At 71.1% G+C, this 25,486-nt stretch carries 23 protein-coding genes and 1 tRNA gene; 16 read left to right on the forward strand and 8 right to left on the reverse strand.

All coding sequences use genetic code 11. The annotated features are described in order from the left end of the window. From GA0115233_RS00110 to GA0115233_RS00125, 4 genes are read right to left on the reverse strand one after another with little or no spacing between them, the layout of a single operon-like run. Entirely contained in the window at window positions 1-900 is a 900-nt protein-coding gene (locus GA0115233_RS00110; RefSeq protein WP_093717919.1) for a sugar phosphate isomerase/epimerase family protein, read from the reverse strand. Window positions 901-902: 2 nt separating this feature from the next. Further along, a complete protein-coding gene (locus tag GA0115233_RS00115; protein WP_176711584.1) occupies window positions 903-1,799 on the reverse strand; it encodes an ATP-binding cassette domain-containing protein in 897 nt (298 codons plus the stop codon). A gap of 5 nt (window positions 1,800-1,804) precedes the next feature. Next, a complete protein-coding gene (locus GA0115233_RS00120; protein ID WP_093717920.1) occupies window positions 1,805-2,881 on the reverse strand; it encodes an ABC transporter permease in 1,077 nt (358 codons plus the stop codon). Beyond that, entirely contained in the window at window positions 2,881-3,900 is a 1,020-nt protein-coding gene (locus tag GA0115233_RS00125; protein WP_093717921.1) for a sugar ABC transporter substrate-binding protein, read from the reverse strand. Before GA0115233_RS00125 ends, GA0115233_RS00120 begins: the two co-directional genes overlap by 1 nt. Before the next feature lie 254 nt (window positions 3,901-4,154). On the opposite strand from GA0115233_RS00125, the gene iolD reads away from it, so the two are divergent. From iolD to galE, 13 genes are all read left to right on the forward strand, one after another. Then, on the forward strand, window positions 4,155-6,029 hold the full coding sequence (gene iolD / locus GA0115233_RS00130; protein WP_093717922.1) for a 3D-(3,5/4)-trihydroxycyclohexane-1,2-dione acylhydrolase (decyclizing): 1,875 nt from the start codon (window positions 4,155-4,157) through the stop codon (window positions 6,027-6,029). A gap of 27 nt (window positions 6,030-6,056) precedes the next feature. After that, on the forward strand, window positions 6,057-6,842 hold the full coding sequence (locus GA0115233_RS00135; protein WP_093717923.1) for a GntR family transcriptional regulator: 786 nt from the start codon (window positions 6,057-6,059) through the stop codon (window positions 6,840-6,842). A 174-nt stretch (window positions 6,843-7,016) separates the two neighbouring features. Beyond that, the gene (locus tag GA0115233_RS00140; protein WP_093717924.1) at window positions 7,017-7,850 is read left to right on the forward strand and encodes a glycosyltransferase family 2 protein; all 834 of its coding nucleotides are present in this window, start codon (window positions 7,017-7,019) and stop codon (window positions 7,848-7,850) included. Continuing rightward, on the forward strand, window positions 7,850-9,157 hold the full coding sequence (locus GA0115233_RS00145) for a glycosyltransferase (RefSeq protein WP_093717925.1): 1,308 nt from the start codon (window positions 7,850-7,852) through the stop codon (window positions 9,155-9,157). Before GA0115233_RS00140 ends, GA0115233_RS00145 begins: the two co-directional genes overlap by 1 nt. Before the next feature lie 202 nt (window positions 9,158-9,359). Then, window positions 9,360-11,141 (forward strand): glycosyltransferase, encoded by a 1,782-nt coding sequence (locus GA0115233_RS00150; RefSeq protein ID WP_093717926.1) that lies wholly within the window; start codon window positions 9,360-9,362, stop codon window positions 11,139-11,141. After that, on the forward strand, window positions 11,138-11,488 hold the full coding sequence (locus GA0115233_RS00155) for a hypothetical protein (protein WP_093717927.1): 351 nt from the start codon (window positions 11,138-11,140) through the stop codon (window positions 11,486-11,488). Before GA0115233_RS00150 ends, GA0115233_RS00155 begins: the two co-directional genes overlap by 4 nt. Before the next feature lie 85 nt (window positions 11,489-11,573). Then, entirely contained in the window at window positions 11,574-12,920 is a 1,347-nt protein-coding gene (locus tag GA0115233_RS00160; RefSeq protein WP_141689459.1) for a lipopolysaccharide biosynthesis protein, read from the forward strand. Between the two features lies 1 nt (window position 12,921). Continuing rightward, the gene (locus GA0115233_RS00165) at window positions 12,922-14,022 is read left to right on the forward strand and encodes a glycosyltransferase family 2 protein (protein ID WP_093717929.1); all 1,101 of its coding nucleotides are present in this window, start codon (window positions 12,922-12,924) and stop codon (window positions 14,020-14,022) included. A 20-nt stretch (window positions 14,023-14,042) separates the two neighbouring features. After that, on the forward strand, window positions 14,043-14,819 hold the full coding sequence (locus tag GA0115233_RS00170) for a polysaccharide deacetylase family protein (protein ID WP_093718106.1): 777 nt from the start codon (window positions 14,043-14,045) through the stop codon (window positions 14,817-14,819). Continuing rightward, window positions 14,812-16,155, forward strand: coding sequence for a GH39 family glycosyl hydrolase (locus tag GA0115233_RS00175; protein ID WP_093717930.1), 1,344 nt, complete (start codon window positions 14,812-14,814; stop codon window positions 16,153-16,155). The genes GA0115233_RS00170 and GA0115233_RS00175 overlap by 8 nt, the downstream gene beginning before the upstream one ends. A gap of 7 nt (window positions 16,156-16,162) precedes the next feature. Beyond that, entirely contained in the window at window positions 16,163-17,416 is a 1,254-nt protein-coding gene (locus tag GA0115233_RS00180) for a carboxylate--amine ligase (protein ID WP_093717931.1), read from the forward strand. Window positions 17,417-17,444: 28 nt separating this feature from the next. Beyond that, window positions 17,445-18,674 carry an FAD-dependent oxidoreductase gene (locus tag GA0115233_RS00185; RefSeq protein WP_093717932.1) on the forward strand — a complete coding sequence of 410 codons (1,230 nt, stop codon included), beginning with the start codon at window positions 17,445-17,447 and terminating at the stop codon, window positions 18,672-18,674. A 92-nt stretch (window positions 18,675-18,766) separates the two neighbouring features. After that, window positions 18,767-19,834, forward strand: a complete 1,068-nt coding sequence (gene galE / locus GA0115233_RS00190; protein WP_093717933.1) for a UDP-glucose 4-epimerase GalE — start codon at window positions 18,767-18,769, stop codon at window positions 19,832-19,834. Here the strand turns inward: galE and GA0115233_RS00195 are convergent. Next, a complete protein-coding gene (locus GA0115233_RS00195; RefSeq protein WP_093717934.1) occupies window positions 19,816-21,663 on the reverse strand; it encodes a glycoside hydrolase family 15 protein in 1,848 nt (615 codons plus the stop codon). The genes galE and GA0115233_RS00195 overlap by 19 nt on opposite strands. Window positions 21,664-21,790: 127 nt before the next feature. Here GA0115233_RS00195 and GA0115233_RS00200 point away from each other — a divergent pair, with 127 nt between their 5' ends. Further along, the gene (locus tag GA0115233_RS00200; protein WP_093717935.1) at window positions 21,791-22,522 is read left to right on the forward strand and encodes a TetR/AcrR family transcriptional regulator; all 732 of its coding nucleotides are present in this window, start codon (window positions 21,791-21,793) and stop codon (window positions 22,520-22,522) included. Between the two features lie 17 nt (window positions 22,523-22,539). Here the strand turns inward: GA0115233_RS00200 and GA0115233_RS00205 are convergent, their stop codons facing one another. From GA0115233_RS00205 to GA0115233_RS00215, 3 genes are all read right to left on the reverse strand, one after another. Next, window positions 22,540-23,214 carry an NUDIX domain-containing protein gene (locus tag GA0115233_RS00205; RefSeq protein WP_093717936.1) on the reverse strand — a complete coding sequence of 225 codons (675 nt, stop codon included), beginning with the start codon at window positions 23,212-23,214 and terminating at the stop codon, window positions 22,540-22,542. Then, window positions 23,211-23,885: a phosphoribosyltransferase gene (locus tag GA0115233_RS00210; RefSeq protein WP_093718107.1), complete on the reverse strand. Its 675-nt coding sequence runs from the start codon at window positions 23,883-23,885 to the stop codon at window positions 23,211-23,213. The genes GA0115233_RS00205 and GA0115233_RS00210 overlap by 4 nt, the downstream gene beginning before the upstream one ends. Window positions 23,886-23,969: 84 nt before the next feature. Then, window positions 23,970-24,043: transfer RNA gene (locus GA0115233_RS00215), tRNA-Pro, on the reverse strand. 100 nt (window positions 24,044-24,143) lie between these two features. Here GA0115233_RS00215 and GA0115233_RS00220 point away from each other — a divergent pair. Beyond that, window positions 24,144-24,644, forward strand: a complete 501-nt coding sequence (locus GA0115233_RS00220; protein WP_093717937.1) for a DUF309 domain-containing protein — start codon at window positions 24,144-24,146, stop codon at window positions 24,642-24,644. Between the two features lie 46 nt (window positions 24,645-24,690). After that, window positions 24,691-25,464 (forward strand): precorrin-6A synthase (deacetylating), encoded by a 774-nt coding sequence (gene cobF, locus GA0115233_RS00225; protein WP_093717938.1) that lies wholly within the window; start codon window positions 24,691-24,693, stop codon window positions 25,462-25,464. The last annotated feature ends 22 nt before the right edge of the window (window positions 25,465-25,486 follow it).

Genomic DNA, 25,486 nt, shown 5'->3' on the forward strand with positions numbered 1-25,486 from the left:
TCAGGCGCCGCAGGACCTCAGGAACTTACGGGTGCGCACCGCGATCGGCAGCGGCTTGTCCGGTTCGCAGGGGTACATGTCCTGCTCGACGATGGCGAACAGCTCCACCCCGAGTCCCTGGGCGGCGGCCAGCACCGGCTCCAGTTCCGGTACTCCGGCGGGCGGTTCGCACATCACGCCGCGCTGGACGGCCGGTCCGAAGGGGATCTCGTTCTTCACGACGTCCGCGAGGATCTCCGGGTCGACCTGCTTGAGGTGCAGGTAGCCGATGCGCTCGCCGTAGGTCTCGATCAGCTTGACGCTGTCGCCGCCGCAGTAGGCGTAGTGCCCGGTGTCCAGGCACAGGTTGACCAGGTCGGAGTCGGTGGAGTCGAGGAAGCGCTCGACGTGGGCCTCGGTGTCGATGTGGGTGTCGGCGTGCGGGTGGACCACGATGTCGAGGCCGTAGGTCTCCTTGACCTCGTGGCCGAGGCGTTCCATGCCCTTGGTGAGGTGGGCCCACTGCTCGGCGGTCAGCTCCGGGGGCTCCAGGATCTCGGCGGTCTTGTCGTCGCGCCAGAAGGAGGGGATGACCACCAGGTGCCGGGCGCCCATGGCCTGGGTGAGCGAGGCGACCTGGCTGACGTGCTCCCAGGTGGATTCCCACACGGAGGGTCCGCGGTGCAGTCCGGTGAAGACGGTTCCGGCGGACACCTTCAGGTTCCGGCGGCCGATCTCGTCGGTGAGCCGGGCGGGGTCGGTGGGGAGGTAGCCGTACGGGCCGAGTTCGATCCACTCGTATCCGGCCTCGGAGACCTCGTCCAGGAAGCGTTCCCAGGGCACCTGCTGGGGGTCGTCGGGGAACCACACGCCCCAGGAGTCCGGGGCGGAGCCGACCCGGATGCGGTCCAGTGCCGCCATGTTCACGCCTTCCCTTCGGTGCCGGCCACGGGTGCGGTGAGGTCGTCCTCCTCGGGGAGTTCGTCGACGTCGACGCCCCGGACCTGTGACAGCTCGTGCTTGAGTGCGGCAAGTTCGGCGCCGCCGGCCATGTGGTTGGTGAGTTCTTCCAGGCTGACCTGGTCGCGCGAGGCGGACAGTTCCAGGGTGCCCAGGCGCAGCACGCTGAAGTGGTCGCCGACCATGTAGGCGTGGTGCGGGTTGTGGGTGATGAAGATGACGCCGAGGCCGCGGTCGCGGGCGGCGGCGATGTACTTCAGGACCACTCCGGACTGCTTGACGCCGAGGGCGGCGGTGGGCTCGTCCAGGATGAGGACGCGGGCGCCGAAGTAGACGGCGCGGGCGATGGCCACGCACTGGCGCTGGCCGCCGGAGAGGGTGCCGATGGGCTGTTCCAGGTCGTCCAGGACGATGCCCATCTCCCGCAGTTCGTGGTCCGCGGTCTTCTTCATGGCGGCGATGTCGAGGCGCCGGATCGGCCAGGGGCCCTTGGTCATCTCGGAGCCGAGGAAGAAGTTGCGCCACACCGGCATCAGCGGGACAGTCGCCAGGTCCTGGTAGACGGTGGCGATGCCGCGGTCCAGGGCCTCGCGCGGGGTGGTGAAGCGCACCGGTTCGCCGTCGACGAGGAACTCGCCCTCGGTGTGCTGGTGCAGCCCCGAGACGATCTTGATGAGGGTGGACTTGCCGGCGCCGTTGTCGCCGAGGACGCAGGTCACCTTGCCGGGGTGGACGGCGAGGCTGACGCCGTGCAGGGCGCGGATGTTGCCGTAGGACTTGCCCGCGCCGCGCAGTTCGACGATCGGCCGGTCCTGGGCGGGCTCCGTGTCCTTCAGGACAGCTCCGTGAGGGGTGGTCATTGCGGTCACCTCCGGGTCGCCGTCTGGCGGACCCACAGATTGATGAGCGTGGCGCCGAGGAGCATCACGCCGAGGAAGGCCTTGAACCAGTCGGGGTTCCAGCCGGCGTAGACGATGCCCTGCTGGACCATGCCGAACATGAACGCGCCGAAGACGGGGCCGATCGCGGAGCCGTAGCCGCCGGTCAGCAGACAGCCGCCGATGACGGCCGCGGCGATGTAGATCAGCTCCTGGCCGACGCCCTCGCCGGACTGCACGGTGTTGAAGGAGAACAGGTTGTGCATGCCGACGAACCAGGCGCCGAAGCCGACCAGCATGAACAGCGAGATCTTGGTGAAGGTCACCGGCACACCGACGGCGCGGGCGGACTCCTTGTTGCCGCCCACGGCGAAGATCCAGTTGCCGTACTTGGTGCGCAGCAGCACCCAGGTGGCCAGGGCCGCGAAGACCAGCCACCACACGATGGTGATCTTCACCTGGACGCCGCCGACCTCGAAGGAGGAGGCGAAGAGGGCCTTGGCCTGCGAGAAGCCGTCCATGTTGCTGATGTCGTCGGTGGCGACGTTGCCGGTCACCCACTTGGTGATCGCCAGGTTGGCGCCCTGGAGGATCAGGAAGGTGCCGAGGGTGACCAGGAAGCTGGGCAGGCCGGTCTTGACCAGCATCCAGCCGTTGAAGAAGCCGATACCGAGGGAGACGGCGAGGGCCACGATCACGCCGACCCACACGTTCATGGTCAGCTGGTAGCTGATCATGCTGGCGGTGAGCGCCGAGGTGATCACGGCAACACCGGCGGACAGGTCGAACTCCCCGCCGATCATCAGCAGGGCCACGGGCAGCGCCATGATCCCGATGGTGGACGACTGGTAGAGGATGTTGGCCATCGCTCCGCCGTCGCGCACCGGCGGTGCGGTGATCAGGAAGAAGACCAGCACCGCGACCGCGCCCAGGAAGACGCCGACCTCGGGGCGGGCGAGCAGCCGGAGCGCGAGGGAGCGCTGGGCCGTCCGCCCGTCGGTCTCCTTGGAGCCGGGGGCCGGCGGTGTGGTCACCGCCGGATCGGCATGCTGGGTCATGCTCATCACCGAGTGCCCTTCGAGGCGAACCCGGCGACGGCGTCGACGTTGGACTTGTCGACGAAGGCCGGGCCGGTCAGCACCGGCTGCTCACCGCCGCCCATGTAGTTGCCGTTGTTCTTGTAGAGCCACAGCGAGTCGATGGCCAGGTAGCCCTGGAGGTAGGGCTGCTGGTCGACGGCGAACTCGATGGTGCCCTTGCTGATGGCGCCGGTCAGGTCCTTGTTGAGGTCGAAGGTGGCGACCTTGGCCTTGCTGCCGGACTCCGACACCGACTGCGTCGCGGTCAGCGCGAACGGGGCGCCGAGCGTGACGATGTAGTCGATGGCCTTGTCCTCGGCCAGCTTGGCGGTGATCGTCGACTTCACCGAGGGCATGTCGGTGCCGTTGACGTTGAGCGTCTCGACGGTTCCGGAGAAGGTCTTGGCCACACCGTCGCAGCGCTGGGTGAGGCCGATGTTGCCCTGCTCCTGGATGACACAGACGGCCTTCTTGGCGCCTTCCTCGTTCAGGCGCTTGCCGAGCGCCTCACCGGCGACGGTCTCGTCCTGGCCGAAGAACTCCATCAGGCCGAGCTTCTGCCACTCGCTGACGCCGGAGTTGAGGCCGACGACGGGGATGCCCGCCTTGTTGGCCTTGGCGATGACGTCCTTGAGGGCGTCGGGCTTGGCGAGCGTGACGGCGATGCCGTCGACCTTCTGGTCGATGGCGTTCTGCACGAGGTTGGCCTGGGTGCCCGCGCTGGGGTCGGCCGTGTAGATGAGCTTGACGTTGTCCTTGGCGGCGGCGGCCTCGGCTCCCTTGCGGACGATGTCCCAGAAGGTGTCGCCCGGCGACTGGTGGGTGACGAGGGCGACCGTCATCCGCGGGGTGTCCGCCTTGCCCGCGGCGGCCCCTTCAGCGCTTTCCTCGGCCTTCTTGCCGCCGGAGTCACTGGAGCAGCCGGCAAGGGCTAGAGCGGCCGCGGTGGCCAGGGCCACGAAGGGCGCGATTCTGCGGGAGCGGGAGTGCGAAGAGCGGTCCATCTTTCCTGCACCTCACTGTGCGACGGGGGAACGACGGGAAAGAAACGCCTGGTGCGTTGGTCCCGGATCCAATCCCTTGCGGAGCCCGCTGTCAATACTTTGTTAAGACATCATTTCACAAGCAGGTCCGAATGTAAGTACAAACTATTGACAGGGCTGAGGCAAGGGGCCTACACCTGGGAGACGGCGGAATCGATCTACCCGCTGCCGTTCGGCGTATCCCTGCCGGGCGCGGACCTTGAACGGAGCTTGAGTTGAGCCGTACGACCGTCCGTCTCACCGTGGCACAGGCCCTGGTGCGGTTCCTTTCCGCCCAGTACTCCGAGCGCGACGGTGTCCGGCACCGGCTGATCGCCGGTACCTGGGGCATCTTCGGCCACGGCAACGTCGCCGGAGTCGGGCAGGCGCTGCTGGAGGCCGGTGAGTCGGCGATGCCCTTCCACCAGGGTCGCAACGAGCAGGCGATGGTGCACGCCGCGGTCGCCCACGCGCGCCACCTGAACCGGCTGTCCGCGCAGGCCGTGACCACCTCCATCGGCCCCGGCGCCACCAACCTGGTCACCGGCGCGGCCCTGGCCACCATCAACCGCCTCCCCGTCCTGCTGCTACCCGGCGACACCTTCGCCACCCGCCCCGCGGACCCCCTCCTGCAGCAGCTGGAGCACCCCGCCGAGGCCGACGTCTCGGTGAACGACACCCTGCGCCCGGTGTCGAGGTACTTCGACCGGATCACCCGCCCGGAGGCGCTGATCCCCTCCGCCCTGGCCGCGATGCGCGTGCTCACCGACCCCGCCGAGACCGGCGCCGTCACCCTCGCCCTCCCCCAGGACGTGCAGGCGGAGGCCTTCGACTGGCCCGAGGAGTTCCTCGCCGACCGCGTCTGGCACGTACGACGGCCCGCGCCCGACCCCGTCGAGCTCGCCGATGCCGTCCGCGCGATCCGCTCCGCCGCCCGCCCGCTGATCGTGGCGGGCGGCGGAGTGCACCACAGCGAGGCCGAGGAGGCGCTGCGCGCCCTGGTGGACGCCACCGGCATCCCGGTCGCCGCCACCCAGGCCGGGAAGGGCTCGCTGCGCCACGACCACCCCGCCGACCTGGGCGGCATCGGTCACACCGGTACCGCGGTCGCCGACGACCTCGCGCGCACCGCCGACCTGGTGATCGGCGTAGGCACCCGTTACACCGACTTCACCACCGCCTCGAACACCCTCTTCCAGCACCCCGGGGTCCGCTTCCTCAACCTCAACATCACCGCCTTCGACGCCCACAAGCTGGCCGCCCGGCCCCTGGTCTGCGACGCGCGCACCGGCCTGGAACGGCTGACCGCCGAACTGGCCGGGCACCGGGTGGCGCGGGCGTACGAGGAGGAGTACCGCGCGGGCAAGGAGCGCTGGGAGCGGGCGGTCGACGAGGCCTACCGCGCCGACGACCCGACCGCCGTACCGACCCAGACCCAGGTGCTCGGGGCGCTGGACGTGGTCGTCGGGGACGAGGACGTGGTGATCAACGCGGCCGGTTCGCTCCCCGGTGACCTGCACAAACTGTGGCGGGCGCGCAGTCCCCGCCAGTACCACCTGGAGTACGGCTACTCGTGCATGGGCTACGAGATCCCCGCCACGATCGGCGTCCAGCAGGCCGCCCCGGGCACCCCGGTGTGGGCGCTGGTCGGGGACGGCACCTACCTGATGATGCCGACCGAGATCGTCACCGCGGTCCAGGAGGGCCTGCCGGTCAACCTGGTCCTGGTGCAGAACCACGGCTACGCCTCCATCGGCGGCCTGTCCGAGTCCGTGGGCGCAGAACGGTTCGGCACCGCCTACCGCCACCGGGCCGCCGACGGTACCTTCAGCGGCACCCCTCTCCCGGTCGACCTGGCCGCCAACGCGGGCAGCCTCGGCATGGAGGTGCTGCGCGCCAAGACCGTGGGCGAACTGCGCGAGGCCCTCGCGACCGCCCGCGCCTCGGACCGCCCCACCTGTGTGTACGTCGAGACCGACCCCGCGCCCACCGCTCCCCCGGCCGAGGCCTGGTGGGACGTGCCGGTCGCCGAGACCGCGTCCCGCCCGGCCGCGGTCGAGGCCCGCCGGGAGTACGACCGGCAGGCAGCCGCCCGCCGCCGCCACCTCTGACCGCAGCCCGAAAGGCAGGTACGTCCCATGGCGAAAACCCGAGACCGCGCCCGGGAACGGGTCGGCTCCCCGCTCGACACCCTGCACTTCGCACTCGACCGGAGCAGTCCGGTACCGCTCTACTACCAGCTCGCCCAGCAGCTGGAGGCGGCGATCGAGCACGGCGCGCTGGCCCCCGGCAACCTGCTCGGCAACGAGATAGACCTGTCCACCCGGCTCGGCCTGTCCCGGCCCACCGTCCGCCAGGCCATCCAGTCCCTGGTCGACAAGGGGCTGCTGGTGCGCCGCCGAGGGGTGGGCACCCAGGTGGTACACAGCCAGGTCAAGCGCTCACTGGAGCTGAGCAGCCTCTACGACGACCTGGAGGCGGCCGGACAGGGCCCCACCACCAGGGTCGTACGCAATGAGACCGTCCCGGCGTCGGCGGACGTCGCCGCCGCCCTGGGCCTGGCGGAGGGCGCCGACGTGATCGTCCTGGAGCGGCTGCGCGCCACCCACGGCCAGCCGGTGGCGCTGCTGTGCAACTACCTGCCCGCCGGCCTGCTGGACCTCGACACCGCCCGGCTGGAGACGACCGGCCTGTACCGGATGATGCGCGCGGCCGGGGTCACCCTGCACAGCGCCCGGCAGACCGTCGGCGCCCGCAGCGCGACCGCGGAGGAGGCGGCCCGGCTGGACGAGAAGGAGGGCGCCGCCGTGCTCACCATGCAGCGCACGGCGTACGACGACACGGGCCGGGCGGTGGAGTACGGCAGCCACATCTACCGGGCCTCGCGGTACGCGTTCGACTTCCAGTTGCTGGTGCGGACCTGAGGCATGGGTTGACCGCGCGGACAATGTGGGGCAAACATGTACATATACGTCGTAAACATATGGCGTTGACACTGCCGGAGCCGGCGACCTCCCGGTGGGCGGCGACGGCAGGTGTCCGGGCACTCACCGCTCATGGGGATACCCGACGGATCGATTCCCGGAGACTCCAGCACCATGAACGCTTCGCATCTCACCGACCCCAGCCCCTTCCCCCCGCCCTCCCGCAACGGCGCCGCCCCGCCACCCGCCGCCCGCAGATGGACGGACCGGCCCGCCCACCCCCTGCGCCGCGCGGAGGACCGGCCCCCGCCCCGGGCCACCGTCAGCCTGGTCGTGCCCGCCCGCAACGAGGCACGCAACATCCCCTGGGTCTTCGAACAGATCCCGGACTGCGTCGACGAGGTCCTCCTGGTCGACGGCGACTCCAGCGACGCCACGGTCCACATGGCCAGGCAGTGCCTGCCGACCGTCCGCCACGTCCGCCAGAAGGGCCCGGGCAAGGGCAACGCCCTGCGGACCGGGTTCCTCGCCGCGGACGGCGACTACATCGTGATGATCGACGCGGACGGCAGCATGCTGCCCGAGGAGATCCCGCACTTCCTGCACTTCCTGGACAACGGCTACGACTTCGTCAAGGGCTCGCGGTTCATCGCGGGCGGCGGATCGCTCGACATCACCCGGATCCGGCGCTGGGGCAACCACGCGCTGCTGGCGATGGTGAACCGCCTCTACGACGCCAGGCTCACCGATCTCTGCTACGGGTACTGCGCCTTCCGCCGCAGCTTCCTGGACGACCTCGACCTGCACTCCACCGGGTTCGAGATCGAGACGGAGATGATCGCGCACGCCCTGCGCTCCGGCCTGCGGATCGCCGAGGTCCCGAGCCTGGAACTGCCCCGCCGCAGCGGCCACTCCAACCTGCACGCGGTGTCCGACGGCCGCCGGGTGCTGCGCACGCTGCTCGCCGAGCGACCGGGGGCACAGTCAGCGGCCGCGCGGAGCGACTGATGAGTGCCACCGACCATCGCCTGCACGTTCCGACCGTCACCCCCGTCCAGGTGGTGGACATGGATCTGGCCGAACCGGGCCGGTTCAGCCCACCCGGCAGCCGCGAACGGATCCGGCCGCAGGGCCGAGTCCTCGCCCTGGTGCGACTGCGGGGCCATCCGCTCGGGATGGTCGGCGCCACCGGCACCGACCCCGCGCGGCTGTGGCAGAGCCTCGCCGACACGGCCCGGCGCGAACTCGAAGTCCCGGCCGCCGACTCCGCCCGGAAGCCCTCCCCGCCCGGCAAAGGGGCCGTCGGCACTCCCGGCATCAGCGTGGTCGTCGCCACCCACAACCGGTGCGAACTGCTGCGCCGAGGCCTGGAGTCGCTGCTCCACCTGGACTACCCGAAGGAGCGGTACGAGATCGTCGTGGTGGACAACGCTCCGGCGGACGACGCGACCGAGCGGCTGATCCGCGAGGAGTACCGCACGCGGGTCCGCTATGTACGGGAGCCCGTCGCAGGCCTAGCCCGGGCCCGCAACCGGGGACTGGCCGCCGCCCGGAACGGCATCGTCGCCTTCACCGACGACGACACCCTGGTCGACCCCGGCTGGCTGTCCGCGCTGGCCGAGAGCTTCACCGCGAACCAGGCGGTCAGCTGTGTGACGGGGCTGATCGCCCCCGCCGAACTCCAGACCGAGGCCCAGGCCGTGCTGGAACGGCACAACGGTTTCGGCAAGGGGTACGACACCCGCACCTGGTCGCTGCACGACCCACCCGAGGATCCGCTCTTCCCGTTCACCACGGGGCAGTTCGGGGGCGGCGCCAACATGGCCTTCCGCACCGAGGTTCTCCGGGCCCTCGGCGGCTTCGACACGGCCACCAGCGCCGGAACGCCCGCGTACGGCGGAGAAGATCTGCTGGTCTTCTTCCAGGTGCTCGTCAACGGCGGCACGCTCGCCTACCAGCCCGACGCGATCATCTGGCACAGTCAGCGGCGTTCCCTGGAAGCCCTGTCGACGCAGATCTTCTCCTACGGCGCCGGATTCACCGCCTACCTGACCGCCGCGCTCGTCCACGAGCCCCGCATGCTGCCCGTGCTGCTGCGCAAGCTGCCCGGCGGCCTCCGCTACATGGCGGCCAGGGCGGACCGCCTCACCAACGACGACGGCGCGGGCTGGTCCCGCCGACTCACTCTCCTGGAAGTGCAGGGGATGCTGTACGGCCCGCTGGGCTATCTGCGCAGCCGCCTTTCCGACCGCCATCACGAGCGTGACGGTCACCCCCGGGACACACGTCGAGTGGCTGCGGCACAACGTCTGTGATCCACTGGGTTGACCTTGCAGCCGGTGTCCGCCGAGCCTCGGGACGTTGAGCAACTACCTGTGCGGACCACGGCTGCTGCCGCCGTCTGACCAATTCCGCCGTTCCGTCACCCGGAAGCCTGGCCATGATTGACGTGCAGAAACCCACCGCCGCCGACCAGACCTCGCCGTGCGCGGCGAGCGTTCTTCCCCGGAGCCGTCGGTGAGCGGAACGCTGCCGAGGGCCGCGACGCTCCGGCCCGGCTGGCAGCGGCTCAGGCGGGCGGGCGCCGGTACCTGGACGGCGGTCGGCGCGCTGCCCGTCGCGGTCGCGCTCTGGCTGTTCTCGCTGCGGGACGTGCACCTCGAAGCCATGGGGGATCTCGGACTGCTGCAGGTCCTGCCGGTGACGTTCTGGGTCGCGCTCGCGCTCCTGACCGTCGGCTTCTGCGCGGCGGCGAGCGACCGGCGGACCCCCAACGGCCTGTACGCGGGTTATGTGGTCGCGCTGATCGCGATCATCCACGCCACACCGTCGCTGCTCTACCCGGAACTGCGGTACGCCTGGGCGTGGAAGCACGTGGCCGTCATCGACGCCATGGTCCGGCACAACGGCCAGGTGCCCGACGCGGGCGGCTTCGACATCTACAACCAGTGGCCGGGCTTCTTCCAGTTCAACGCCCTGCTGCTGAAGGCCACCGGGCTGGAGTCGCCGCTGGGGTACGCCCTGTGGGCCCAGCCGCTGGTGAACCTCCTGCTGATCGGCCCGCTCCTGCTGGTCTTCCGGTCGGTCACCGACAACCGGAGGCTCATCTGGTCGGCCACCTGGATCTACTACGCCTGTTCCTGGGTGGCACAGGACTACTTCGCACCGCAGGCCTTCGCCTTCCTGCTCTTCATGTGCGTGATGGCCCTCGTACTGCGCCAGTTGCAGTCCTCGCGGCGGCCGGGGCAGGAGGAGGCTCGGCGCGGCTGGCCACTGCCCCGCCTGGTCATGGTGCTGGTCATCGAGGCCGCGATCGTCTCCTCCCACCAGCTCACCCCGATGATGCTGATCAGCGCGCTGCTGCTGCTCTCCTTCCCCCGGCGCAACCGACGGGTGACGCTGCCGCCCCTGGCAGGTGCGCTCGCCCTGACCCTGCTCTGGGACCTGACCGTGGCGCGGCGGTATGTGTCGGACAACCTGGGCGACTTCATCAGCTCGCTGGCACGGCCCGACGCCAACCTCTGGTCCGGCGTGAGCAGGCTGGCCGACGCCGCCCCGAGCCAGGTCATGGTGGCCTGGATCGAGCGCGGTCTGACCGGGGCCGTGTTCCTGCTGGCCGCCCTGGCCTTCGTGGTGCGGCCCTGGACCCGTCGCACACCGCTGCCGTTGCTCGTACTCGCTCCCTTTCTGCCCGGGCTGGCCAACGCCTACGGCGGGGAGATGGTCTTCCGGGCCTATCTGTTCGCGCTGCCGGCCGCCGCGTTCCTGATCGCGGCCCTGCTGTTCCCGCCCGGCGCACGCCTGCCGGTGGCGATGCCCGTGATCTGCGTCCTGCTGCTGGCCATGCTCGGCGGCCTGGTGTTCGGCTACTACGCCAAGGAGGACGAGAACCAGTTCACCGCCGAGGAGGCGGCAGCCATGCGATTCGTCACGACCAGGACCCCGCCCGACTCACTGATCATTTCCGTGACCGCTTCCGCGCCCGGCCTGGAAATGCGCTACGACCGGCACGAGAACCTGCAAATGATCGATCGGGACGTGGAAACCAGACGTGCCCTGGTGAAGGATCCGCTGACCGGCCTGGAACCGCTCCTGGCGAGGGCACACGGCAGACCGACGTACATCGTGCTCAACGACGCGCAGCAGTCGGCGGTGTACCTGAACGGCGACATGCCCGCCGATTTCATCGGGCGACTGAACTCGGCGCTGGCCGAGGCGCCGAATTTCACCCCGGTCTACCGGAACAAGGACGCGGTGGTCTACCGGTACGACCGCACGGCGGCGGGTGAGGGCGCGTGAACGGGCTGCGCTGGACCGTCGCCGCCTCGGGGTGGGTGGCTCTTGCCGCCACGGCTCTTCCGGCGGAATTCCCGCTGCGGGTGCTGGTGACGGTCGTCTTTCTGCTCACGTGTCCCGGTCTCGCGGTCACTCTGGCGTTCGCGAGGAAATCCTTCGCTTCCGGCGCCGGCCGCGCGGCCGTACTGGAAGTCACCGTTCTCGCCGGGGCCCTCAGTCTTTCGATTTCGGCCCTGGTCGCGGAGGCGCTGTTCCTCACCGAGGTATTCACCCCCACTCGGGCTCTGATCACCCTGGCGGTCATCACATCGGCCGCGGCTCTGGCGCCTTCCACTGTGATCAATTCTTGACTAATCCAACCCAGCGCTTAAGATGTATGTATACGCCGTAAACGCACAGGTCTCCTAGCGCGCACGCGGGGATCGAGGGAAAGCCGTGCCATCTGGCCGAACTCTTCCGCCCGACGCCACAGCGATACCTGCGGCCATACGGGCGAGGCTGGCCGCGGCACTGCCGCGTGAGCCCCTGCTGCGCAACGGACATCTCCTGGCCGTCAGCTCCCTCGTCAGCACCGTTCTGGGAGCCGTCTTCTGGGTGTTCGCCACCCACTGGTACGACGCCAGGACCGTGGGCCTGAACTACGCCACCGTGTCCGCCGCCACGCTGCTGTCCACGATCGGGCAGCTCAACCTCTCCGACTTCCTGGTGCGCTTCCTGCCCGCCGCCGGACGTCACACCCGCAGGCTCGTACTCGCCTGCTACGCGGCCGGGATCGGGTTCAGCGTGCTGGCCGCCGTCGCCTTCCTCGCGCTCGTGCCCGTCGTCGCCCCCCGCCTCGACTTCCTCCTCGACCCGGTGACAGCCGTCTTCTTCGTGACGTACACCGCCGGTTACGCCGTCTTCGTCCTCCAGGACGGCGCGCTGACCGGGGTGCGGAGTCCGGGCTGGGTGGTGAACGAGAACCTGATCTTCGCCGTGGTGAAGATCGTCCTCCTGGCGGCGGGGGCCGCGCTGGCGCTGTTCGCCGGAATCCTGATCTCCTGGGCCGGCGCACTGGTGGTGGCGCTCCTGGTCGCCAACTGGTTCCTGCTGCGTCGCGCGGTGCCCCGGCACGAGAAGGAGGCCCCGGACGCGGAACGCCCGCCCCGCCTGGTCGGATACGCGGTCGCGGACTACGCCGGCTCACTGTTCCGTATGGCCGCCTACAGCCTGATGCCCCTTCTGGTGCTGAACGCCATGGGCGCCGAGTACAGCGCCTACTTCCTGATCGCCTGGGCCGTCGGCTGCATCCCCTACATGCTGGTCGCGAACATGGGCAGCTCCCTGATCGTGGAGTCGGCGCGCGATCCCCGGCAGCTGAACCCGCACACGGTCCGGGTGCTGCGCCACTCGGCACTGGCGATGGCCGCCGCGGCCGCGCTGATCATCGTCGTCGCGCCCACCCTGCTGTCGTTCTTCGGCCCGGAGTACGAGAGGCACGGCACCACTCTGTTGCGGCTGCTGGCCCTCTCGGCGCTCCCGAACACGCTGGTGAGCCTGGCCGTCGACGTGGCCCGTGTGCGTCGCCGACTGCGCCTGATCGTCGGGATCCAGCTGACCCTGTGCGCTCTGGTGCTGGGCCTGTCCCAGGTGCTGCTGCCGCGGCTCGGACTCGCCGGAGCCGGTGTCGCCTGGCTGACGGCCGAGTGTCTGCTCGCCCTCTACCTCGTCGTCCGGCGCTCGCAGTGGCTGCCCCCTCGGCCCGCGGACTCGTTCGCGCCGCCCCCGGACAAGGAGAAGTAACGTGCCCAGGACAGATGTCTCCGTAGTGATCTGCGCGTACACCGAGGACCGGTGGGAGGACACCCTCGCCGCGGTCCGATCGGTACGGGAACAGTCCCTGCCGGCACTGGAGACGCTGCTGGTCGTCGACCACAACCCCGCGCTGCTGGCCCGGCTGCGCCGCGAGTACGACGAGGACCCGGGGCCCGGATTCCGCGTACCCGCGGTCCGCGTGGTCCCCAACGCGGGTCCGCAGGGCCTGTCCGCGGGACGCAACACGGGCATCGCCCTGGCTTTGGGCTCGGTGATCGCCTTCCTCGACGACGACGCGGTGGCGGACCGGGACTGGCTGCGGCACATGGTGGCCGCGTACAGCGATCCTCGGGTGATGGCCGTGGGCGGCCGTACGCTCCCGGCGTGGGCGTCGGGCCGCCGTCCGGACTGGTTCCCCACGGAGTTCGACTGGGTCGTCGGCTGCACCTACACAGGACACCCGCGAGGACGGATACGGGTCCGCAATGTGCTGGGCGGCAACGCCTCCTTCCGCCGTACCGCCTTCGACGCGGCGGGCGGCTTCGCCATCGGCATCGGCCGCGACGGGGACAAGCGCCCGCTGGGCTGCGAGGAGACCGAGCTGTGCATCCGGCTGACGCAGGCCGTGCCCGAGGCGGTCCTCCTCGTCGACGACCGCGCGATCATCCACCACAAGGTCCCCGAGGCCCGCAAACGGTTCGGCTACTTCTGCCGCCGCGCCTACGCCGAGGGGATCTCCAAGGCCCGCGTCACCCATCACGTGGGCTCGCGCGAGGGCCTGGAGTCCGAGCGCCGCTACACCACCCGGGTGCTGCCCGCCGGAGTGGCCCGCGGCTTGCGTGACGCCCTGCTGGGGCGCCGCGGCGGGGCCGGCCGCGCGGGAGCCATCGTGGCCGGGGTGACGGCCGCCGCGGCGGGCTACGCGGTCGGCACCTTCCGTACCCGCACCGGCGGTTCCCCGTCGTGGGTGGTGCAGGCACCGCCCACGGCCGTGACGGACCTCGTGGCACCCCGGCGGATCGCCACGGAGGTCCGGGACCTGCCCGACCTCGGTGTGCTCGACCGACCGCCGCGAAGGAGCCTGCGGTGACCAGCCCCGTCCCCATCCTGATGTACCACGCCGTCGGGCACGCACCCGCGGCGGCGATCCGCGCCCTCTCCGTCTCGCCGGAGGCGTTCGCCGACCAGATGTCGCTGCTCGCCGAACGCGGGTTCACACCCGTGTCCACGGCCCACCTCGCGCAGGCCTGGCGGGACGGGGCACCGCTGCCCCTGCGCCCGGTGCTGATCACCTTCGACGACGGCTACCGGGGCGTGCGCGAGCACGCGCTGCCCGTGCTGCACCGCCACGGATTCCCCAGCACGCTCTTCGTCACCACGGGCTGGCTGCGCGGCGCGTACGAGATCGACGGTGCCGCTCTGGACACCATGCTGGACTGGGACGAGGTGCGCGAACTCGCCGCCGAGGGTGCCGAGATCGGCGGGCACAGCCACACCCACCCGCAGCTCGACCAGCTCCCCGACGACCGGCTGCGGTACGAACTGGAGCACTGCCGGGAGCTGGTCGCCGAGCAGCTCGGCATCCGGCCGGTCTCCTTCGCCTACCCCTACGGCTACTCCGACCGCCGGGTGCGGCGGGCGGTACGCTCGGCCGGCTTCGCCCAGGCCCTGGCCGTGGGCAACGCCTCGGCCGACCCGCGCCAGGGCCCCTTCGCACTGCGGCGGATGACGGTACGGCGCGGCACCGGGATCGAGGAGTTCGCGCGGCTGGTGGAGGGCAGGGCCATCGCCCGCGCCTTCGCCCGGGACCGCGCCCTGACGAAGGCCTACGCGCTGGTCCGCGGATCCCGCCGGCTCGCGCGGAAGGCGTCCCGGGCACATGTCTGAGCCCGGCCGGAGGACAGCGGGCCCGGCTCCGGTGACGGGCCGTCGCCGGGCCCGGCAGGCTGCCCTCTGCGCCGTCGCCCTGGTGCTCGGCACCGTCCTGTCCTGCACGCCCGATCCGGGACCGCCGAAGCCGTCGCTCGGCTGGGGGCTCACGCACACCCAGTACAGCGCGGACGTGGGAGATGCCGCCGCCCTCAAGGCCGCGCGGGAGTCGCTGTCCGCGCAGTCGCTCCCGCAGAACCAGCACCTCATGGGCTGGGGCGCCACCAATCCCGAGCCCGCGCCGGGCCGCTACGACTTCGCGTCCCTGGACCGCCGCATCGACGTCATCAGGAAGACGTCCGGCACCCCGGTCATCACGCTGTGCTGTGCCCCGGACTGGATGAAGGGCGGCAGGCCGGGCGACACGGACTGGTCGCGCCTGGAGACGGCGCCGAGCCCCGACCACTACGACGACTTCGCCGCTCTGGCCGCGAAGGTCGCCGAGCGCTACCCGGACGTACGGCACTTCATCGTCTGGAACGAGTTCAAGGGCTTCTTCGACGAGCGCCAGAACCGCTGGAACTACGAGGGATACACCGAGCTGTACAACCGGGTCTACCGCGCCCTGAAGAAGGTGGACAAGGACAACCTCGTGGGCGGGCCGTACCTGACCATGGACAGCCACCCGCCGCGGACCACGACCTACGCCTCCCCCGTCAAGGGGCCGTGGGGCAGCATCGACCGACGGGTTCTCGATGCCTTCCAGTACTGGAACCGGCACAAGGCCGGGGCCGACTTCGTCGTCGTCGACGGTGCCAGCCACGCCCGCAACGGCGAGACACTGCCCGACGAGTTCACGGCCGCCGACAAGTTCACCGCCGTCGGCCGGTGGGTGCGGCAACAGACCTCCGCGCCCCTGTGGTGGGCCGAGTACTACATCGAGCCGGAAGGCGGCGACCGCCGGGGAGGGCAGGCACTCGACCACGCCCTGCAGGCGACCGGAATGATCGCCATGGTCAAGGGCGGGGCCACCACGGGCTTCTACTGGAACCCGCAGGACCGTGACGGCCGGTGCACCCGCTGCCTGTGGCGCAGCACCGAACTCACCGACGGCAGCGGCGGCCGGGCACTGCCCGCGCTGGACCTCATCCGCCGCTTCGACCAGGAGTTCCCGCCCGGCACCACGTTCCGCCCGGTCACCACCACGGGCGACGACGCCGGGAGCGTACGCGTGCTCGCCGACGACCAGGCGGTCCTCGTGGTCAACACCCTGGACCGGCCCGTTCAGGTGCGCATCGACGGCCGGCCGGCCGGGCTCGACGCCTATCAGGTGCGCTGGCTCAGCGGGAGTTAGGAATGCCATGTCCGGACACACTGCCGACACACCGTTCGAGGCCGACCGCGAAGTGCCGGGTCTGGTCGTGAAGTTCGGCGACTACCCCCTCCATCACGGCGGTGTGGGCGCGATCCGCACCCTGGGGCGGCTGGGTGTGCCGATGTACGCGATCACCGAGGACCGCCGCACCCCCGCGGCCGCCTCCCGGTACCTGCGCCGTGCCTTCGTCTGGCCGACCACCGGTGCGGAAAACCATGCCCGGCTCGTCGAAGGGCTGGTGCGCATCGGGAGGCACATCGGCCGCCCGACGGTCCTCGTCCCCACCGACGAGGAGGCCGCGGTGCTCATCGCCGAGCACCAGGACGCGCTGCGGGACCATTTCCTCTTCCCGCCCGTCGATCCGGACCTGCCGGGCCGCCTCGCCAGCAAGCAGGGACTGCACGAACTGTGCCTGGAGCACGGCATCCCCAGCCCGGCGACGGTCTCCCCCCGGTCGTACGAGGAGATCGAGGAGTTCGCCGAGAAGGCGTCCTTCCCGGTGGTGGCCAAGAACCGCGAGGCGTTCGTCCGGCGCAGGCGGCCGGCGGTGAACGGGACGACGCGGATCGCCAGCCGGGAGGGGCTGCTCGGCCTCGCCCGTGACTGGGGCGCGCGGCCCGGGGTGGTCCTCCAGGAGTACCTGCCGAGGGAGGAGGCCGAGGACTGGATCGTGCACGCCTACTTCGACGCGCACGCCACCCCGCTCGCCCTGTTCACCGGTGTGAAGGTCCGCTCCTGGCCGCCGCACGCGGGGATGACGGCCTGCGCGTACATCGTCGACAACCCCGAACTCGCCGATCTCGTCACCCGCTTCGTCAAGCAGATCGGCTTCAGCGGCATCGTCGACCTGGACCTGCGCTTCGACCGGCGCGACAGCCGCTACAAGCTGCTCGACTTCAACCCGCGCATGGGCGCCCAGTTCCGCCTGTTCGAGAACGACCGCGCCGTGGACGTCGTACGAGCCATGCACCTGGACCTGACCGGCCGCGCGGTGCCGAAGGGCGACCAGCTGACCGGCCGCCGCTACGTCGTGGAGAACATCGACCTGCCGGCCCTGCTCGCCTACCGGCGCAGCCGCTACACCACCCCGCACGCGCCGAGACGCGCGAGCGGAACGGAGCTGGCCTGGCTCGCCGGTGACGACCCGCTGCCGTTCCTCACGATGACGGCGCGTCTGGTGGGGCCGGGTGTGAAGCACCTGTACCGGCTGTGGCGCACCAGCCGTCGCGCGGCCCATTGACGATCCCCCAACCCTCGGGAGGCACACCATGCTTCGACCAGTGGCAGTCATAGGCGCAGGGCCCTTCGGCCTGTCCAGCGCCGCCCATCTGCGGGCCCGCGGCATTCCGGTCCGGGTGTTCGGCGAACCGATGGTGAGCTGGCGCGCGCACATGCCCGCCGGGATGCTCCTCAAGTCGACGCCCGCCGCCACCAGCATCGACGCACCTCAGCCGGGACACACCCTGGCCGACTACTGCGACGCGGCCGGGACGCCCCGGCTGGTGGAGGACGACGACATCATCCCGATCGAGACGTTCATCGCCTACGGGCAGTGGTTCCAGCAGCAGCTCGTCCCGGACCTGGAGCGGGTGCGGGTGGTCTCCGTGGACCGGCGCGGCGGCGCCGGGTCCGCCTCCGGGTCCGCTTCCGGGGGCTTCGAACTGAAGCTGTCCTCCGGCGAGCTGTTCACCGCTCGGGCGGTCGTCGTGGCGACCGGCCTGTCGGGCCTGGCCCATCTGCCGCCGGAACTCGCCGGTGCCGCCCGGGACGGCCCGTCCCCGGCGGGCCCCGTCTCGCACACCTCCCAGCATTCCGACCTCGGCCGGTTCTCCGGCAAGGACCTCATGGTCGTCGGAGCCGGACAGTCCGCCCTGGAGACGGCGGTGCTGGCGGCGGAGGCGGGAGCGCGGGTGCGGGTGATCACCCGCGGGCACGGCAGCGTCGGCTTCGGCGCGCCTCCGTGGGAGCAGCCGAGGTTCCGCCCCGGGTCGCCCTTCGGCCGGGCGTGGTCCCTGTGGGCGCTCTCCTACCACCCGCACGCCTACCGCTATCTCCCCGCCCAGCTCCGTCACTACCTCGTCCGCCATGTGCTCGGCCCCCTCGGGGCGTGGTGGCTGCGCGACCGCTTCGAGGGCCGGGCCGAGGTGGTCGAGGTGGAGCGGATCGTCCGCGCGGAGGCGCCCGACCGGCGTCCGGTCCTGACCGTGCGGACCGCTGACGGCGCTACCCGCCGACTGGACGCCGACCATGTGATCGCGGGCACGGGGTACCGGGTCGATGTCGCGGCGATGGACTTCCTCAGCCCGGAGCTGCGCACGGAACTCGCGGTCAGCAGGGGGACGCCGAGGCTGGGCGCCGGATTCCGCTCGTCGGTGCCGGGGCTGTACTTCACCGGGCTGCCCGCCGCGGCCTCGTACGGCCCGGTCATGCGCTTCGTGTGCGGCACGGAGTTCGCCTCCCCGCGGCTGGCCCGGCACCTGGCGGCGTCGGGCCGGTAACGGGGCCTGTCCTTGACTCCGGCGGCAAGCTGCCGCAGAGTTGTACATATACACCGTAAACATACGGTTCTCAGGAGCGAAGGTGTCCTGCCATGGCAGGCAGACGAGCCGAAGGAAGTGAAGCTCCGTGGACGCCGTCGACCGTCCTGGTCACGGGCGGGGCCGGCTTCATCGGCAGTCACGCCTGCGTGGATCTCCTCGACCACGGCTACGAGGTGATCGTGGTCGACAACTACTCCAACAGCGCTCAGCAGGTCTTCGCCCGTATCGAACGGATCGCCGGCCGCTTCGTCGGCGCCGTCTACGAGCTGGACATCCGTGATCGGCGTGCCCTGTCGGCCGTCTTCGACCGCCACTCCGTGGACGCCGTTGTGCACTTCGCCGCGCACAAGGCCGGGGGCAGATCGACACGGATGCCCATCGAGTACTACGACGCCAACGTCGGCGGCACGACCGCCCTGCTGGGTGCCATGCACGACCACGGGGTGCACCGGCTCGTGTACCCGTCGTCCTGTGCGGTCTACGGCGACGCCGGGCACGGCCCGCTGGACGAGACCACGCCGCCCCGGCCCACCACCCCCTACGCGGCCTCGAAGTGGATCTGCGAACAGATCCTTGCCGACGTCTGCCACCGCCATCCCGAGTACAGCGTGCTGTGCCTGCGCTACTCCACCCCGGCCGGCGCCCACCCGAGCGGACAGCTGGGCCAGGACCCCCACGCCATGCCGGGCTTTCTGATGCCCTACCTCGCCCAGGTGGCCGACGGCCGGCGTGAGCGGTTGGAGGTGTTCGGCGCCGACTACCCGACCCACGACGGCACCGCGATCCGCGACTACCTCCATGTCATGGACGTCGTCGAGGCGCACCGCCTCGCGCTCGACCGCCTCGGCGACGAGCCGGGCATGCGGGTGTTCAACCTCGGCACCGGTGAGGGCAGGTCCGTCCTCGACCTCGTCGCCGCGTTCTCCAGCGCGTGCGGCAGGTCCATCCCGTACGAGATCGGGCCCCGCCGCCAGGGGGACGTCACGGAACTCGTCCTCGACTCCACCGCGGTACGGCGGGCCTGGGGCTGGCGGCCCACCAGGACGCTCGCGGATCTGTGCCGGGACGCCTGGCGCTTCCAGCGACTGAGCCCGAACGGCTACGCCGACGCCCTGTGACGCCGGGGAACGCGGTGCGCCGAGGGATCACGGCGCCCCGCGGAAGGGTCCGGCGACAGGGCGAACGCCGTCTCCACCAGGGCGACATGGCTGAACGCCTGCGGCGCGTTGCCCAGTTGACGGCCGGTGTCCGGGTCCCACTGCTCGGCCAGCAGACCGACGTCGTTGCGGATGGCGAGGGCCCGTTCGAAGACCTCCCGGGCCTGAGCGCGGTGTCCCGTGGCGGCCAGGGCGTCGGCGTACCAGAGGGTGCAGGCCACGAACGTGCCCTCGGAGCCCGGTATGCCGTCCACCTCGCGCACGCCGTGCTCCCTTGGGCCGTACCGGTGGACGAACCCCCCGTGGTCGAGCCGCCGCAGGGCCCGGACGGTGCCCTGCACCCGCCTGTCCCGGGGCGGCAGGAAGCCGAGCCTCGGGATCTGCAGCGCCGCGGCGTCCAGCACCGAGGAGCCGTAGGACTGCACGAACGACTCCTGCCGCGGGTCCCAGCCCTCCCGGCACACCTCCCGGTGCACCTCGTCCCGCAGCTCCCGCCAGCGGTCCGAGGAGCCGTTGCGGCCCAGCAGCTCCCCCATGCGCAACGCCCGGTCGGCGGCCACCCAGGCCATCACCTTGGAGTGCACGAACTGCCGTCGCGGACCGCGCACCTGCCACAGGCCCTGGTCGGGCTCGCGCCAGTGCAGGAGCAGATGGCCCATCAGCGCCTCCACCAGGCTCCACACCCGGGCGGGCATGGGTATCCCGGCCCGCAGCGAGAGACAGAGGGTGTCCAGGACCTCGCCGTACACGTCCAGCTGGAACTGGTGCTCCGCCGAGTTCCCGAACCGCACCGGCTGCGATCCCTCGTAGCCGTCGAGCCAGGGCGCCTCGGTCTCGTGCAGCAGCCGCTGTCCCCCGACGCCGTACACGGTCTGCAGGTGGGCGGGGTCGCCCGCGATGGCCCGCATCAGCCAGTTCAGCCACGCCGTGGCCTCGTCCCGGTAGCCGCTGCGCAGCAGGCAGGACAGGGTGAGCGTGGAGTCGCGCAGCCAGCAGTACCGGTGGTCCCAGTTCCGCTCGCCCCCGATGCATCCGGGCAGCGAGGTGGTCGGCGCCGCGACGATGCCGCCGGTCGGGGCGTAGGTGAGTGCCTTGAGGGTGATGAGGGACCGCACCACCGCGTCCCGCCAGGGCCCCTCGTAACGGCACTGGGCGGCCCAGCGCCGCCAGTAGCCGGTGGTCTCCTTCAGCGCCGTCTCCGCGGGGACGGACAGCGGCGGGGGCGCCCCGGACAGGTGGGACGGCGACCACACGAGGGTCAGCGCCACCCGCTGGCCGGCCGGGACGGTGAAGTCGAGCACGGTGGGATCCTGCCGGTCCGGCGCGTGCACGGGCCCGTCCGCGTGCAGCCATACGGCGTCGGGCCCGGCGACCGCCACCGTGCCGACCCCGGTCTCCCGCACCCACGGCACGACACGGCCCTGGTGGAACCGCAGCCGCAGCTCACTGCGCATCCGGACGGTGCCCGAGACCCCCTCGACGACCCGGACCACGCAGGGCGACTGGGTACGCGGCGGCATGAAGTCCGTGACCCGCGCGATGTCGTGTCCGCTGCGCCACTCGGTCTCCAGCGCCAGCGTGTCGCGCCGGTAGGCCCTGCGGGTGCAGCGTCCGCCCGTGCGCGGGGCCACCCGCCAGAAACCGTTGGCCGGTGTGCCCAGCAGGGCGGCCATGCAGGCCGGAGAGTCGAACCGAGGCAGACACAACCAGTCGATGGACCCGTCCCTGCCGACCATTGCGGCGGTTTCCAGGTCACTGATGAGAGCGTAATCCTCGATGGGTGAACTCATGATCGGCGTACGCCGATATGCACTTGGCCGCAGTTCAAGGATATAGCATGTACGTTTACAACGTAAGCGCGAACGTGAGCGCCGATTTCACCCAGCCGTGCGGCAGAGCCGAGTAGGGAGAGGGCGAATGAAGAAGGACCCGGTACCGGGCCCGGCGCGACGCGCGAGCGACCGGGGGCGGCACGGCAGGCTCAGCAGGGAGCGGGTGCTGGCCGCCGCACTGGAACTGGTCGACCGCGACGGCCTCTCCGCTCTCAGCATGCGCCGCCTGGGCGCCGAACTCGGCGTCGAGGCCATGGCCCTCTACCGCTACGCGGCCGGAAAGGACGCGCTGCTCGACGGACTGGTCGAGGCCCTGTACCTGGAACTGGAGGACCGGCTCGCGGACACGGCGGCGCCTGCGCCGAGCCCCGGCTCCGGGAAACCCGAATGGCGGGCCGACCTCCAGCGCATCGCCCTGATGACCTACGAGGTCTGCCTCGCCCACCCCGAGGTGGTGCCGCTCATCGCCACGCGCATGATGGCGGTTCCGCTGGCCCGCAGGCCGCTGGCCGTCCTCAGGAACCATGAGCGGGTGCTGGCCCTTCTCAAGGGCGCCGGCTTCGACGAGGAGCGGACCGCCGCCGTCTTCCACGCCTTCACCGCATGGGTCCTCGGCTATGTGTCCGTGGAACTGCGGGCCATGGTCGACAACCCCGACGAGCCGGACCCCGCCTTCCGGCTCGGCCTGCACCGCATGCCGTCCAACGAGGTCCCCACCCTTCGCGCGATCACCCCGGTCCTCGCCGAGCGGGGCGGACCCGACGCCCTGGCGGCCGGGGTGGACGCGGTGGTCGACCGCTTCGTCGACGGGAACTGACCGGCGCTCGGAGACGGTCAGCGCGCGAACGGCCCCTCCAGCGCCGCCCATTGCAGCAGCATGATCGTCTTGGCGTCGGCGATCTCCCCGGTCCGGATCATCTCCAGGGCCCGGGTGAAGGGCAGTTCGAGGATCTCGATGTCCTCGCCCTCCTCGTCCAGGCCACCGCCCTCATGGGTACGGGTGGACGGCCCGTACTCGGCGGCGTAGAAACTGACCCGCTCGGTGACCGAACCGGGGCTCATGTAGACGTCGAAGACGTGCCGCACCGCGCCGATGGTGTGGCCGGTCTCCTCCACCACCTCGCGCCGCACGGCGATCTCGGGGTGCTCGTCCTCGTCGTCGAGCAGTCCGCCCGGGGTCTCGATCAGCATCCCGTCGGGGTGGCCGTTGACATAGACGGGGAACCGGAACTGCCGGGTGAGCAGCACGGTTTCGCGCCGCGGGTCGTACAGCAGCATCGTGGCGCCGTTGCCGCGGTCGTGGGTCTCGCGCTCCTGGGTGGACCAGGTGCCGTCGGCGTGCCGGAAGTCGAAGGTGGTGGTGCGCTCGACGTACCAGTGGCTGGAGAGCAGCTTCACGTCCCGCACCTTCACGCGCGGGTTGCCGGTGAGATCGAGGCCGGTCCGGTCGAGTCCGGTGCGGCCGCGGCGGTCGGGGGTGTCGATTCCGGGCACGGGAGAAGTGGTCATGCCCCGCTTCTACCATCCCCGCCCGCTCGGCCCGCGGCGTCCGCGTGCAGCGCGGCCAGCACATCGGCATCGGTGAGCTGCGCGAAGTCGTCGTACCAGAGCCCCACGGCGATGAAGTCGACCGGCTGGTGCGGGCAGATCACCTCGTCGGCCTCCCGGCTCATCAGCGCCACGCCCTCCGGGGAGCCGACCGGCACCGCGAGCAGTGTCCGCGCGGGCGACCGGCGCCGGATCCAGCGCAGCGCGGCCCGCGCCGTCGCTCCGGTGGCGAGCCCGTCGTCGACCACGACGACGGTACGTCCGCGCAGGTCGAGGGCGGGACGGCCGTGCCGGTACCGCTCCTCCCGGCGCCGCAGCTCGGCCCGTTCACGGGCCACCACGGGGGCCAGCTCGTCCTCGGTGAGCCCGAGGTGCGCGAGCGTCCCCGCGTCGAACACCGGAGGATCGTCCCCGCAGATCGCGCCGACCCCCAGCTCCTCCTGGAAGGGCGCCCCGATCTTGCGGGCGACCAGCACATCGAGCGGCGCGCCGAGCGCGCGGGCGACCTCCTCGGCCACCGTCACCCCGCCCCGGGGCAGCGCGAGCACCAGGGGATCCCCCAGATCGCCCCGTTCCCGCAGCTCGCGGGCGAGTTCCCGCCCCGCGTGCCGCCGGTCCCGGTACAGAGCCATGGTGGTCACCCCGCAGAAGTGCCTCACTCACAGCATACGAAAAGGGCCCTCACGGACTCCCGTCCGCGAAGACCCTTCGCACCGTCGGGACGACAGGATTTGAACCTGCGACCCCTTGACCCCCAGTCAAGTGCGCTACCAAGCTGCGCCACGTCCCGGTGCGATCGCACCGTGCGGTGCGTGATCGCGCGAACAGCACTTTACCCCACACCGGGGCCCAGCCCGAAGCGGGCACCGGGGCGAGGCAGAATCGGGCGTATGGGCAGCGCATCGTCGAACGCACGGGACCGGGACGCCGAGGGGCGGGCGCGCAACGCGCGGCCCCGGGACGGACTCGGTCGGCCCCTGCCGTACGGCGCCGAGGGCGTGCCCCGGCAGCCCGAGGGGATCGTACGGGCGCCGGAGGAGTCGGTCGCCGAGGCGCAGGAGCTGCTGGACGCCGGCAGGCCGTTCCACGCCCACGAGGTCTTCGAGGACGCCTGGAAGTCGGGGCCCGAGGAGGAGCGTGAGCTGTGGCGGGGGCTCGCCCAGCTCGCCGTGGGGCTCACCCATGCCGCCCGCGGCAATGTCACCGGCGGGGCCCGGCTGCTGCGGCGCGGCGCGGGCGCCGTCGAGGAGTGGGCGGCGGGCTCGGGACGGGAGCGGCCGTACGGGATGGATCTGGCCGGGGTGACGGACTGGGCGCGGCGGCTGGCCTCGGAGGTGGAGGGCGGTACCGCGGTGATCGACGCCGTGGAGCGCGCGCCCCGGCTGCGTTAGCGCGGGCGGTGTCGGGGCCGTCGCGGGGGTGCGGCAGACTCGGGGCGTGCGAACCATTCATGTGATCGGCATCGGCGCGGGCGACCCCGACCAGCTCACCCTCCAGGCGGTCCGGGCGCTGCGGGACACGGACGTCTTCTTCGTCCTGGACAAGGGCGAGGTGAAATCGGACCTCACGCAGTTGCGCCGGGACCTGCTGGACGCACATGTGCCCGAGGGCACGTACCGCGTGGTCGAGGCGCGCGACCCGGAACGGGACCGCAAGGCCGGGGGTTCCGCCTACTCCCCCGCGGTCGGCGACTGGCGCTCCGCCCGCGCCGGGATCTACGAGCGGATGATCACCGAGGAGCTGGGCGAGGAGCAGACCGGGGCCTTCCTGGTGTGGGGCGATCCGGCGCTGTACGACAGCACGCTCGGCATTCTGGAGGAAGTGCTGGGGCGGGGGCGGGTGACCTTCGCGTACGACGTGATTCCCGGGATCAGCAGTGTCTCCGCGCTCGTCGCCCGGCACCGGACGGGGCTGAATCGGGTCGCCCGGCCCGTGCAGATCACCACCGGGCGGCGGCTCGCCGAGGGGTTCCCGGAGGGCGTGGACGACGTGGTGGTGATGCTGGACGCCCACCAGACCTTCCGGCAGTACGCCGACCAGGACATCGATATCTACTGGGGCGCGTACATCGGCACCCCGGACGAGATCCTCGACTCCGGTCCGATCGCGGAGGCGGCGCCCCGGATCGAGCGGCTGCGGGCCGAGGCCCGGGAGCGCAAGGGCTGGATCATGGACACCTACCTGCTCCGCCGGAACCCCCGCGAGGTCTGAGCCACCCGCGCGGTCCGCCCGG

This window comes from Streptomyces sp. DI166 (assembly GCF_900091315.1).
Lineage (GTDB): Bacteria > Actinomycetota > Actinomycetes > Streptomycetales > Streptomycetaceae > Streptomyces > Streptomyces fuscus.

Coding starts and splice junctions, on each gene's coding strand:
- GA0115233_RS00115 (WP_176711584.1), bottom strand. CDS start 1,799: ATGACCACCCCTCACGGAGCTGTCCTGAAGGACACGGAGCCCGCCCAG.
- GA0115233_RS00210 (WP_093718107.1), bottom strand. CDS start 23,885: ATGGCTCTGTACCGGGACCGGCGGCACGCGGGGCGGGAACTCGCCCGC.
- GA0115233_RS00195 (WP_093717934.1), bottom strand. CDS start 21,663: ATGAGTTCACCCATCGAGGATTACGCTCTCATCAGTGACCTGGAAACC.
- GA0115233_RS00205 (WP_093717936.1), bottom strand. CDS start 23,214: ATGACCACTTCTCCCGTGCCCGGAATCGACACCCCCGACCGCCGCGGC.
- GA0115233_RS00110 (WP_093717919.1), bottom strand. CDS start 900: ATGGCGGCACTGGACCGCATCCGGGTCGGCTCCGCCCCGGACTCCTGG.
- GA0115233_RS00145 (WP_093717925.1), top strand. CDS start 7,850: ATGAGTGCCACCGACCATCGCCTGCACGTTCCGACCGTCACCCCCGTC.
- GA0115233_RS00170 (WP_093718106.1), top strand. CDS start 14,043: ATGTACCACGCCGTCGGGCACGCACCCGCGGCGGCGATCCGCGCCCTC.
- GA0115233_RS00135 (WP_093717923.1), top strand. CDS start 6,057: ATGGCGAAAACCCGAGACCGCGCCCGGGAACGGGTCGGCTCCCCGCTC.
- GA0115233_RS00220 (WP_093717937.1), top strand. CDS start 24,144: ATGGGCAGCGCATCGTCGAACGCACGGGACCGGGACGCCGAGGGGCGG.
- galE (WP_093717933.1), top strand. CDS start 18,767: ATGGCAGGCAGACGAGCCGAAGGAAGTGAAGCTCCGTGGACGCCGTCG.
- GA0115233_RS00120 (WP_093717920.1), bottom strand. CDS start 2,881: ATGAGCATGACCCAGCATGCCGATCCGGCGGTGACCACACCGCCGGCC.
- GA0115233_RS00185 (WP_093717932.1), top strand. CDS start 17,445: ATGCTTCGACCAGTGGCAGTCATAGGCGCAGGGCCCTTCGGCCTGTCC.
- GA0115233_RS00140 (WP_093717924.1), top strand. CDS start 7,017: ATGAACGCTTCGCATCTCACCGACCCCAGCCCCTTCCCCCCGCCCTCC.
- GA0115233_RS00175 (WP_093717930.1), top strand. CDS start 14,812: ATGTCTGAGCCCGGCCGGAGGACAGCGGGCCCGGCTCCGGTGACGGGC.
- GA0115233_RS00200 (WP_093717935.1), top strand. CDS start 21,791: ATGAAGAAGGACCCGGTACCGGGCCCGGCGCGACGCGCGAGCGACCGG.
- GA0115233_RS00125 (WP_093717921.1), bottom strand. CDS start 3,900: ATGGACCGCTCTTCGCACTCCCGCTCCCGCAGAATCGCGCCCTTCGTG.
- GA0115233_RS00180 (WP_093717931.1), top strand. CDS start 16,163: ATGTCCGGACACACTGCCGACACACCGTTCGAGGCCGACCGCGAAGTG.